Raw genomic sequence first — 11,496 nt, 5'->3', positions numbered from 1 at the left:
TGCTGCCGTAAGGGCCACTTTCGTAAACCCCATCCACACGATTGGTTTGGTCAATAACCGCGTCATAATTGACGTCTTGTTGAGATAATGTTGGGTAAAGATCAACTCGCTTCAACGCACCCGTATCTATCCAGTATGTTGTCTCATCGTCAAACTGAATCTCTGCATACGTAGACCAACTAGTCCGTTCGGTTGCAATAACATGAACCAAATCGCCATTATGCCTTACTGCATCGGTATTAGTTACATAAGCTGAAGCAACCGCTCGATAGGGACCACCAACATAAAGCCCATCACTGCGCTTTAACTGATCAATCCGTGCGTAATAATTCTCGCTTGTTTTTGCCAGAATAGCATCCGGCTTGGGATCCTTCAAAGCCGCTTGGTCAATCCAGAAAATCTGACCATTTGAAGCCTTAACCTGGACGTACGTGCTCCATCTTGTTGTTGCTTGCTGAATTAATTGAACCATATCTCCGTTGTATTGGACGCCGTTTTGATTTTGAGTCGATGCATCGGCAGTTGTATTATACGGTGCAGAATAGATGCCATCCTTCCGGTTTGTTTGATCAATTTGTTTGACACCACTAAGAGGCGAACTATTGAGAATCGGATCAAGTGTATTGGTAAAGATACCCCGATAATCAATGGAAACATCCACTCGACCGCTATACCCCGGAATCATGGCAGATGAAGAAAACTGCCATGCCCCATAACTCGTATTCCAGAGATTGTTTGCACTAGGCGTGTACGGATATTGAGCAATCCACGCTTTAGAGGCGCCGACAGTTTGAATAACTGCATCCGAATAAGAATAATAACGACCAGTGTAAACAACATGATTGTTATAACCGCGGGCACTTAAAACACCCCAAAACGCATTGAGATTGTCGCTCACACTTCCTGCAACATCACTATCCTCTACATCCGCAACAATAGGGTAGTTCTTGCTGAAGCCAAGGCTGTCTAATGTATCGGCAAAATAATTGGCTTCACTGATTGCAGCCGATTGACTTGAAAAGTGAACATAGTGATACGCTGCCACCTTAAGCCCAGCTGCCTGTGCTTGCGCAAGTTGGCTGCTCGCATAGGGGTTCCGATAAAAAGACCCTTCAGACGCCTTAACAATAACGGCTTTAACGCCCAATTCTTTCAGTTTGTTGTAGTTAGCTTGCGTCATACCCGCTTGGTAAGAAGCAACATCGACTGTATCGACTCGCGGCACAGTTGTATCCCCTATCGTAAAACTCAAGACATTTGAAGCCGTGCTAGCGAATGCTTGCGCACTTTGAGTTGATGCAGAATCAGTCGCTGCAAAACTCCGTGCCTTTGCAACACGGTTGGTTGAATCTTCTTGGTTCTTAATGCTTTCTCCGAGAACATGGTTATTCGTATCAAGATTAGAATGTTCATTTGTTAAATGAAAATCTTGGGTGCTACTATCCATTGCAGTTGTATTTGCACTGTCCGCATATACGCGCTGTTCCAGTATAGTCGGGGCCAATAAACCAACCGTTACTGCGGAAAAAATACCGGCAATTAAAAAAGTTGATCGTCTGTTATGTCTGGCTTTTTGCATCATCTTCAAGACCCCCTCCACTCTGATCTTTGGCGCTACAGTGATAAATATGGAACGTCCAGCCCCATCAATTAATCCACGTGTACTGTTTAATTTAAACCAAACAATATCAGTTACGCTCAAATCCCTAAAATTGATGCGGTTGTTTTCGATGGTCAAATTATAGCATGCGACTTGCTGACTATATGTGTTAAGTTCATTACGTTTTGCAATGTGGCACGTGTCAATCCAATGATTTATTTCTACCTCATGAATCCTGCTCATTATTCAGGCGCGTGAGGCCCAAATTCCTGCGCAATACTGTTTCTTTTCCCACCTTTATAGTTTTCATAACGCGCAACGGCAGCGGGGAAGAACTGTCGAGTTATATTCTTAGCATTTGTTTTAATACCCTTAGGTTGCCTATTGACTTCTTCTTGCTTATCATGCCAACTCCCCGCTGCATGATGCGTCGCAAAGGTGCCCGTTTCAAACCACATTGCGGGAATTTCAAAATATTGTTTAGGTAAAATTAAGGTACCGTTTTTAAGTCGTTGTTTTGAGTTCCCAAAAGAAAAGCCTACATGTTGATTCAAAAGATATCTAGTAAAAATACCATTGCTCACTTTGTCAACGGATTTATCCTGCAGTTTAGCCAAAGGAAATGTGTTATAAACTTCAAGCAAATCAGCGATCATATCATTATTCTTCTCCGCCAAAATTGTAGCCGTTCCTAGCGCATTATTATAAATCCGGCTAAAAACAAGCTTTTCTTCCAGCAGTGGGTCAAACGGCTTATATACTTCTACATCTGTATCCAAGTAAATGCCCCCAAATCGCTTTAGTACATCAACCCGGATTGGATCACCGACGAAGCCAAACTTCTTTTTGTCATAAAAGTACTTGGCAAACTGATTATCGGAAATATCCCAGTTTGTTTCATTCCATTCACGAAATGAATAGTCTGGCAATACCCTTCTCCAGTTATCGATATTTTTCCGAATTGAATCAGGCTTTGATCCGCCCACCCAAACATAGTGCACAATTCTTGGTATCATATGATGCCAACCTCCTCCAAATTTTTATTCAAATGGAATTATCAATTTCCGTACTGGTTACGCGATTTTACCACAGCTCTTTTCTTGACAATCCACGCACCCACGATCGGCGTGACTAATAACGTTCGTCCCACCCGCAGTGGACATCTCATGGTTTTTGAAAGCGGTAAAAGGCGTTCATCAATTTCCGGTTGACTAAGTAAATAATTAAGTGCGTATCGCAGATCGCGTAACCAATAGTTTGGTCCCTTCGCAGAAAATTCCTCTTTTAAAATGCCGCGGACATAACATTCATACATCTGCATACGATCAAACTGAGTCATCGTATTTTGGCTCGTAATATGAATAACTGAACCAACGCTTTGGCTGACTTCTATATCCGCGCCGTACAAATTCTCAGCCCAAAATAGCCAGTCCTCGTTAAACTCAAGATCCTCTCGAAACCTTCTTTTAAGTACTTTTCGTCTCACAAGCGGTGAACTGATAGGAAAATAATTGGCCTTCAGGAGTGACTTAGAAGACACAATGGGAATCTCTCGTACACTTTCCTCTCCACTTCGATCATTCTTATATATTGCCGCCGTAACATAGGCAGTTTTGTGTTCGTTTGATTTGAGGTAATCAACGGCCTCATAAAGTTTCCTTGAGCTGAGTTCATCGTCCGCATCCAGGAATTGAATAAAATCACCCTTTGCTGTATCTAGGCCTTCGTTTCGTGCGCGACTGCGACCCTTATCACTGTTCAGAAAACGAACTCTTGAATCACTTGCGGCAAGGTGTTCAATGATGGTTGCCGTCTGATCAGTTGATCCATTATTAACAACCAGGACTTCAAGGTCTTCCATAGTTTGAGTTAATACAGATTGAACTGCCCGTTGCAACGTTTCAGCGGCATTGTAAGCAGGAATGATAATCGATACTTTTACCATGCACTCGTCCTCCGACCTAGATATAGAGCCTTCATCAGGCATTTCTAAGTGACGCCAGCATCCGCAAACGGAACTTGATCATTTCCGGTATTCGTTTATGGCTACCTGTCACATTACCAGCGTGACGACGATAATACATCAACTTATCTGAAAGGACAACGATCTTCATGTGATGTTTTAAGGCGACAACTGCAATCCACCAATCATGCATGGGTAGTTTCTTCGGAAATGGTAATATCAAAGAAACAAGCTCCCGACTAAAAGCCATCATTGCACCGGTATAGCCATTCTTTACTAAAGTTTTAAATAGTAAATGGCTCGGTGTTCGATGGCTGAAATGATTCCACGAACTATCAATAGGTTTGAGTGATTGATCAGTTACGATGCCATCATGTACAACCAGCTTTGCCTGTTGTTTTTCAAATGCCGCCATTACTTGATCTACTTTGTTCGGAAGCCAAACGTCATCCTGATCCGACAAAAACAGATAGTCGCCCTTTGCATATTGAATTGCCTTCATAAATCCGTAGATTGGTCCGTGATTCGATGCGTTTTCTATCAGCCGAATGCGTGGGTCTTTAAGCTGTTTAATCACCCCAACAGTTTCATCTGTCGAACAATCGTCAACGATAACCACTTCGTCACTTGTTTTCAATTGTACTAGAATCGATTTCAACTGGGCTTCGATAAAACGAGCACCATTGTAAGTTGCCATACAAACGGAAATCATGATCAGTTTTTCCCTCCGATTACCCGCAGCATCACCTTCACCTTGGACCATTGAACTCGTTTTAGTAATTGCTTAACCAATCTAAGACTTACCCGCAAACGATACTTGCTCTTGAAGCTAGGATAGAATTCATTCACAAATCTCGCCTCTGACAGTTGAAAGCTTTCGAAACGACTCTGGCTCATTGTTCGAAAATTACTAAGCGACAGCGACTGAGTAAGCGTCACATCAATTTGCGTCGGCTTTTTCTCTGATCGTTGTAACTGTTTGAAAAATGCGTAATCCAAAAAGTCCAGTCCATAATGTGTGTCAAATAATTCTTTGCCAGTTGGGAAACTCGCCAGATTGAGGGTCATCCCAGAATTAATCGCCGCCAACGTCTTAGACGCTCCGGCAGGATAGTGGACAAACAATGCGTCTTCTATCCAAAAAGGGGACAACTTTCTTCCATCTTCCAACTTTACGCTGGGAATCAAGACGGAAGATTTTTCGTGTGAAGCTATAGCAAGGCTCAAATGGTAATTGAAGTCATCCGGGATTCTGGTATCTTGATCAAATATCGTCAACCATTGATTGTCCATTACCCGAGTTTTTTTTACAGCCGCATTATAAGCAGTGGCTAGTCCGCCATTGGTGGGATCATGAAGGTAAATCATTCCGGTAACCGGTATATCACGCATGACTGTGGGCGAATTATCATAAATAATCAAGTTGTCAACTTCTGTTAACTGCGGAGATAGGTCGCGATATGCCGCACTTTCGCTAAGTTTCTGATTATACAAAACAATCAAAAAACTGTGGCCTGGTTTACTCATCTTTTCCTCCATTAATGATCATCCCAGACAACGAAGGCATGCAATCAGTTATGAGCCAACTGGTCATAACTGCTGCCCAGATTGTGTCTTGTCTTGTCATTTATAAACGTCTTATAGGCAATGACGGTAACAGGCAATAGAAACCCCAATCCGATCGGGCTATTTAAGAATGGATTAATATTCGTTACCAATATCATAGACATTGTACTGCCTAATAAACCAATGTAAATATCCGCGAGTTGGCGACTCAGCAAAAAGCTTCTGAAGAAGTAATAAAGTGGCAGTAGTGCAAAGACTAACCAAAGAATTAATCCGACAACTCCTTGCTCAACAAGGATGTCAACAAAACTCATTTCAATACCAGTATTAGTATTGCCTATTGTTGTACCATAGCCATTTCCGACAGTAACCCCGACTGCTGATTCGCTTTTGATGATATTCATGGCCGCCGAAAGTAAAACAAAACGAGAATTAAGACTGATGTCGTCTCCAGCAACGCTGTGATCTTTCTTTTTAAGCTGATTTTCTTGACGAATTTCAGCGGGTGTTGGCTTACTAAATCGTGCGACCGTTGCATTGGTATAAAAAAATCCACACAACGATACAGTAACCAGTAAAACAACCAATCGCCGGATGCTCATCCCCTTCGACAAATTCAGCGACTGACGATCACCCCAAAAATAAACAACAATTTTCACGGCAACATAGGTAACCATGCCGACAAGAATGCCGAGATATAGACCACGAGTTTCTGATAAGATAATCGACATCAGACCCAAGACTAAAACGACAATTTCGCTCCAATTAATCTCCTTTTCTGCCAATTTAACCAAGCTGATGATGACAGCAAACATCACTAGGAACCCAGACTTATAGAAGACCCCTCGCGATGGCCGGAAAAACAGATTTCCTGGCATCAAACTGTTAACCCATTGATAAAACTGATGGAATGAGGCGTCATCCATAAATTTGCCAATCAAACTAATTAAGACCGTCATTAAAGCAACAACTCCAGCAGCGACAAACAAGCATCGAACTAAGTCATTAACCGAAAAACGCTTTTCGCCGACGTAGTAAACAAGCGGAACGATCAAAATGACGTAGATAACCCTTAAAAAGTCAGTGATTACCGGACCGACACCGTGTCCATGCACAATGCCCACAATGCTGGACATAAAGATCCATGCTGTCATTAACAATGCTATCCAAAAAATCATTGTGTTTGGGTGCCGAAAGTAACCGATTATTTCTTTTCTGGTATCGGCATTGACGATAAACCGGACGGTAAAAATTATGAATATTCCTGCAAATAGCACCTGTCGAATTGACAGCGGCCCAAAAGTAATAAGCCGTCCGCCCCCGCCAGCAAACAATTCAAAAAACAGTATGTATAAAAAGTAACGTTCAAATTTGCTAATTTCTTTGTTTTTCATTTCTACTCCGATCGCTTCTATAGGATTTGCAAACTAGCTTCGTCAAGTTTATCAATCACTTTCCCACGTTTCAACCTTTTGCCTTCATATGCCTATTCGCTTGATGACATCACCTCATCATCACATATTGTTCAAAATAAGTATATGCGCATTTATGTTATCACGATTCCTGTTTGAATTTAACATTTTTGTGGTTCTCAAAGACTGCTTGCCTACCAGATAAAGCCAAATTTTAAATACTTCTTATATTTTTGAAGAATCATAGAAACAGAATTCTGGCATCAATACCGCAGTACTCAAAAAGCCGCTCTAGCTTAACCGACCAGAACGGCTTGTTTCTACCAGAAGCTTAACAGATAATAATTCTAAATCTTACATCATGTTTTTAAACAAACAATTCGGACAAACAATTCGGGTTAAACAAACAAACTCAACAACAACACGCCACCCAGTCCGACAATGGAGATAATCGTTTCTAACAAAGTCCATGTCAGCAATGTCTGCTTGATGGTGAGGTCAAAATATTCGCGAAACATCCAGAACCCGGCATCGTTGACATGACTAGCTGCCAATGATCCGGCGCCAATTGCCAGCACCATCAACGCTGGTTGGATGCCGGCGCTTTGCATCAAGGGTAGGACCAGTCCGGAAGCGGTCATGGCGGCAACGGTTGCCGAACCAAGGGCAATTCGCAAAATCACAGCAATGAGCCAACCAAGAATCAACGGCGAAATGGATGATGAGACGAATAGATTTTTCACGGAATCGCCAACGCCACCATCAATTAAGACTTGCTTGAATGCGCCGCCCCCACCGATAACCAGCAGCAGCATCGCGATGGACTTCACGGCGTCTTCCAGCGTAGCCATAATATCCTTGGCTGGCAGCTTGCGAGCATAGCCCATGGTCCACATAGCAAACAGCAATGAAATGAGCATGGCGATACTTGGTGATCCGATAAAGGCGATTAGATTGTCCATCCCTGTTGGTGTCTTGGGCGTTTTGCCACCATGAACTACTAATTCATAGATTGTCGCAATGGCCATCAGAATAACCGGGAACAGAGAGGTCAAAACCGAGATGCCAAAACCAGGTGTTTCTTCCAACTTGAAGGTCTTTTGCGGACCCAAAGCTTTTAAATTGCCGCGCCGTTCGAAAGCGTCAGGAACCAGGCGGTGGGCAAGCTTGGAAAACAGCGGGCCGGCAATGTAGACGGTTGGCACTGCAATGATCACCCCATAAGCCAAAACAAGCCCAGCCGAAGCTCCTAACGCCGTTGAAATGGCTGTTGGTGCCGGATGCGGTGGCAAAAAGCCGTGTGTCACCGATAAAGCAGCAGCCATCGGAATCCCTAGGGTCAAAATCGGTACACCTGCTTCAGCGGCAATGGCAAAGACGATCGGCACCAGCAAAACAATCCCGACTTCAAAGAACAACGCTATCCCGATAATGAAGGAAGCCAAAACAACCGCCAATTGTAAACCGCGCCGTCCGAATGCATTAATCAAGGTGTGGGCAATGCGATAAGCGCCGCCAGCATCAGCCACCAGTCGACCGAGCATGGCACCGAAGCCAAAGACCAACGCCAGCTCACCTAATTGCGAGCCAATCCCGGTTTGAATGCTCGTAGCAATCTTAGCCGGCGCCATCCCTAACCCCAGCGCCACAACAACAGCCGTTATAATTAAGGAAACATAAGTGTTGAACTTAAACTTAATAATCAATACCAACAGTAATAAAATACCTAGAACCAAGACGAGTAAATCCATTTTAAATCCTCCTCGTGAGCGTGAGCCGGCGCGCTTAGAAGTCGGCTCACGCGTTATGGTAGTTGTGAGTCTGCCCGTATCGAAACCGCTTACAAAACTAACGATAAAAAGTGGCAGCCGCTTTTGCGATTACTCTGCGTCTGTCGCCTAATTTATATACCTGATCAATCCTGTGCTTTGCTACGTGCATTAGGATCCGGATGTGCCCGTTGATAATCCGCGATCGCCTGATACTCACTACCTAACTTACGCGTTAGTCGGATCCAAATTGGCAGTAACTCCCGATAGGCCTGGAAGTTTGCTTCATTCGGCTTGTGCGTATTGGTCACGCCAATCATATCCTTGACGACATTGAGATCATCGACTAACCCTAGCGATTTCATCCCAATCACCACGGCACCCAACGCTGAACTTTCAAAACTTTCCGGAATATTGACTTCCTGTTCAAACACATCGGCTAGCATTTGCCGCCATAATGCGCTGCGGGCGAACCCGCCTGTTGCCTGAATCGCTCGAGGCTTACCGGTAATGCCTTCTATCATCAACATCACCATGTACAGGTTATAAACGATCCCCTCAAGCGCCGCACGAACCATGTGTGCCCGCGTATGCTGCCGAGTCAGGCCGAAAAAGCTTCCGCGCGCGTTCGCATCCCAAATCGGAGCCCGTTCGCCACCGAGATACGGATGGAATAAGAGACCATCGGCACCGGCAGGAATCTTGCTGGCAATATCCGTTAAAACTTCATAGGAATCAACCTGCAGCTGCTCGGCGGTGATTTTTTCCGGTGCAAACAACTGATCGCGCACCCAACGGAACACGATGCCGCCATTGTTGACCGGGCCACCGACGACCCACTTGTTAGGTGCCAGATAGTAAGTGAACAACCGGCCTTGAGGATCGACCACTGGCTTATCCGTTACCACGCGAACGGCGCCTGAAGTGCCAATCGTCACAGCCAGCACACCGGGATCAATCGCCCCAACGCCAAGATTGCTCAGCGTGCCATCACTAGCCCCGAGAATGAAAGGTGTCTTATCATCAATGCCGGTCACGGCGGCATAGTTAGCATTCAGCCCGGTCAGCTGATAACTCGTGTCTACCAGCTCCGGCAGTTGATCGCGCCGGACATTGGCCACTTCCAACGCCCGGTCGTCCCAGTCCATCGTATGAATATTGAATAGTCCTGTCGCGTTGGCCAGTGAATAGTCTTGAACATAGCGCCCGAAAAAACGAAACAGAATATAATCTTTAATTCCGATAAAATGTTGCGTACGCGCCATCAGCTCGGGATGTTCAGCACTCAACCACAACAACTTGACCAATGGCGACATCGGATGCGTCGGAACCCCGGTGGCTTTAAACAAGGACATCCCCAGATCACTTTGTTTCAACTTAGTCGCGTAAGCCGCTGCCCGATTATCGGCCCAAGTAATAACGCGTGTAATCGGTTTATCATGTTCATCCATCAGAATAAGACTATGCATGGCTGCCGAAAACGAAACGCCACCTAACTCACCAGGCTGAACGTTCCCGCGATGCATGACCTCGGTTAAACCCGCAACCGTCGCCGCAAAAATTTCTTCCGGATCCTCTTCAGCCATATCAGGCGTATCCTGATAGAGCGGGTAAGGGTTATTGGCCGTTGCAATCGCCTGACCTTTTAGATCAAACAGAACGACCTTAGTGCTCGTTGTCCCCAAATCCACGCCGATCATGTATTTGATAGCCATCTACTTTTGCTCCTTTATTTCAATTTGCACGGTGCTTGCCATCAGTTGGATCCACCGCATGGCCGCCGAACTGATTGCGTAAAGCCGCCACCACTTTACCGGTCATGGTATCGGTCTCTTCTGACCGATAGCGCATCATTAAGGCACTTGCAATCACTGGTGTGGCAACATGCAAACGCAAGGCTTCTTCGACTGTCCATGCGCCTTCACCCGAGCTATGCATAATGCCTTGGATCTTTTCAAGATTGGCATCATCACTGAAGGCGTTGCCTGCCAGTTCCATCAACCAACTGCGAATTACGGAGCCACTGTTCCACATTTTGGCAACGGCGGCATTGTCGTAATCATAAGGACTGTGAGCCAAGACTTCAAAGCCTTCGCCAATCGCTTGCATCATGCCGTATTCAATGCCATTGTGAATCATTTTCAGATAATGTCCGGAGCCGACCGGGCCTGTATAGAGATAGCCACCAGGCGCAGCGATCGCTTTGAATAACGGTTCAATTTTGGCAAATTGCGTCTGGTCGCCACCGATCATGAAATTGCCATTGGCGCGCGCCCCGGCCATACCACCGGACGTCCCGACATCAAAGAAGTGAATGCCTTCCGCTGCCAACAAATGACCGTGAGCGATCGAGTCCTGATAATAAGAGTTGCCCCCATCAATCACGATGTCACCCGGTCGCAATAACTTGGCCAATTGATTGATCGTTGCATCGGTTGGCTTTCCCGCTGGCACCATACTCCAGATGATTCGCGGCGAGGCAAGGCTCATCACCAAGGCATCCAAACTGGCGACCGCCCGCGCCTGATATTGCCCCACTTCCGTCCGCGCCTGATCATTCAAGTCAAAAGCAACCACCTCAATGTCATGATCGCGCATATTTGCAACCAGATTCATGCCCATTTTACCTAACCCTACCATGCCTACTTGCATATGCTATTACCTCCTGAGCGTGAGCCGGCGCGGGTAGAAGCCGGAGTATAAGCGGCCTTGGGCGTGATGGCCCGGTCTTAGGCCATTGCGACCGAGGTCCTTATACGCAGGCTTCTGCGCCGGCGAACGCGTTAATGTGAGCTGAGCGTGAGCCGGCGCGCTTAGGAACCGGAGTATAAGCGGCCTTGGGCGTGATGGCCCGGTCTTAGGCCATTGCGACCAAGGTCCTTATACGCAGGTTCCTGCGCCGGCGAACGCGTTAATGTGAGCTGAGCGTGAGCCGGCGCGCTTAGAAGCCGAAGTATAAGTGGCCTTGGGCGTGATGGCGGTCCTTGCCATTGCGACCAAGGTCCTTATACGCAGGCTTCTGCGCCGGCGAACGCGTTAATGTGAGCGCCAAGACCACTTTTTCGGGGGTCAAAAGTGATCCTCCGTGATCATGGTGCCATTGTATGCAAAATATTTACAAAAATCAAGCAATAAGTTCGAAAATATTTTTCAAAAAGGCAATTTAATGCTATACTAATTTTGAAA

The 11,496-nt window shown here is 45.6% G+C and carries 10 protein-coding genes; all 10 read right to left on the bottom strand.

Going from position 1 to position 11,496, the window contains the following annotated elements; genetic code table 11:
• The coding region (locus BVJ53_RS13620; protein WP_238150187.1) for a GW dipeptide domain-containing protein at positions 1-1,582 on the bottom strand (1,582 nt) is incomplete at its 3' end.
• 260 nt (positions 1,583-1,842) lie between these two features.
• Positions 1,843-2,616 (bottom strand): glycosyltransferase family 32 protein, encoded by a 774-nt coding sequence (locus BVJ53_RS13615; RefSeq protein ID WP_129302872.1) that lies wholly within the window; start codon positions 2,614-2,616, stop codon positions 1,843-1,845.
• Positions 2,617-2,657: 41 nt separating this feature from the next.
• Positions 2,658-3,545, bottom strand: a complete 888-nt coding sequence (locus BVJ53_RS13610) for a glycosyltransferase family 2 protein (RefSeq protein ID WP_129302871.1) — start codon at positions 3,543-3,545, stop codon at positions 2,658-2,660.
• A gap of 34 nt (positions 3,546-3,579) precedes the next feature.
• A complete protein-coding gene (locus BVJ53_RS13605; RefSeq protein ID WP_129302874.1) occupies positions 3,580-4,278 on the bottom strand; it encodes a glycosyltransferase family 2 protein in 699 nt (232 codons plus the stop codon).
• Positions 4,278-5,090: a glycosyltransferase family protein gene (locus tag BVJ53_RS13600; protein ID WP_129302873.1), complete on the bottom strand. Its 813-nt coding sequence runs from the start codon at positions 5,088-5,090 to the stop codon at positions 4,278-4,280. Before BVJ53_RS13600 ends, BVJ53_RS13605 begins: the two co-directional genes overlap by 1 nt.
• A 44-nt stretch (positions 5,091-5,134) precedes the next feature.
• Complete coding sequence (locus tag BVJ53_RS13595; RefSeq protein WP_129302870.1) at positions 5,135-6,523, bottom strand: O-antigen ligase family protein; 1,389 nt, start codon at positions 6,521-6,523, stop codon at positions 5,135-5,137.
• A 416-nt stretch (positions 6,524-6,939) separates the two neighbouring features.
• Positions 6,940-8,292 carry a gluconate:H+ symporter gene (locus tag BVJ53_RS13590; protein WP_129302869.1) on the bottom strand — a complete coding sequence of 451 codons (1,353 nt, stop codon included), beginning with the start codon at positions 8,290-8,292 and terminating at the stop codon, positions 6,940-6,942.
• 164 nt (positions 8,293-8,456) lie between these two features.
• Positions 8,457-10,025 carry a gluconokinase gene (gntK, locus tag BVJ53_RS13585; protein WP_129302868.1) on the bottom strand — a complete coding sequence of 523 codons (1,569 nt, stop codon included), beginning with the start codon at positions 10,023-10,025 and terminating at the stop codon, positions 8,457-8,459.
• A 19-nt stretch (positions 10,026-10,044) separates the two neighbouring features.
• Complete coding sequence (gene gnd, locus BVJ53_RS13580; protein WP_129302867.1) at positions 10,045-10,962, bottom strand: phosphogluconate dehydrogenase (NAD(+)-dependent, decarboxylating); 918 nt, start codon at positions 10,960-10,962, stop codon at positions 10,045-10,047.
• A gap of 289 nt (positions 10,963-11,251) precedes the next feature.
• Positions 11,252-11,383 carry a hypothetical protein gene (locus BVJ53_RS15475; protein WP_263932555.1) on the bottom strand — a complete coding sequence of 44 codons (132 nt, stop codon included), beginning with the start codon at positions 11,381-11,383 and terminating at the stop codon, positions 11,252-11,254.
• Positions 11,384-11,496: the final 113 nt, after the last annotated feature.

It is taken from the genome of Lacticaseibacillus chiayiensis (genome assembly GCF_004123795.1).
In the GTDB taxonomy this organism is placed as follows: domain Bacteria; phylum Bacillota; class Bacilli; order Lactobacillales; family Lactobacillaceae; genus Lacticaseibacillus; species Lacticaseibacillus chiayiensis.
The sequence above is the reverse complement of the archived record's forward strand: the minus strand, read 5'-3'. Positions and strand labels throughout refer to the sequence as shown.

Excerpts from the sequence above, each read along its gene's own strand:
- BVJ53_RS13615 (WP_129302872.1), bottom strand. The coding sequence starts at position 2,616 with ATGATACCAAGAATTGTGCACTATGTTTGGGTGGGCGGATCAAAGCCT.
- BVJ53_RS13610 (WP_129302871.1), bottom strand. The coding sequence starts at position 3,545 with ATGGTAAAAGTATCGATTATCATTCCTGCTTACAATGCCGCTGAAACG.
- BVJ53_RS13595 (WP_129302870.1), bottom strand. The coding sequence starts at position 6,523 with ATGAAAAACAAAGAAATTAGCAAATTTGAACGTTACTTTTTATACATA.
- gnd (WP_129302867.1), bottom strand. The coding sequence starts at position 10,962 with ATGCAAGTAGGCATGGTAGGGTTAGGTAAAATGGGCATGAATCTGGTT.
- gntK (WP_129302868.1), bottom strand. The coding sequence starts at position 10,025 with ATGGCTATCAAATACATGATCGGCGTGGATTTGGGGACAACGAGCACT.
- BVJ53_RS13590 (WP_129302869.1), bottom strand. The coding sequence starts at position 8,292 with ATGGATTTACTCGTCTTGGTTCTAGGTATTTTATTACTGTTGGTATTG.
- BVJ53_RS13600 (WP_129302873.1), bottom strand. The coding sequence starts at position 5,090 with ATGAGTAAACCAGGCCACAGTTTTTTGATTGTTTTGTATAATCAGAAA.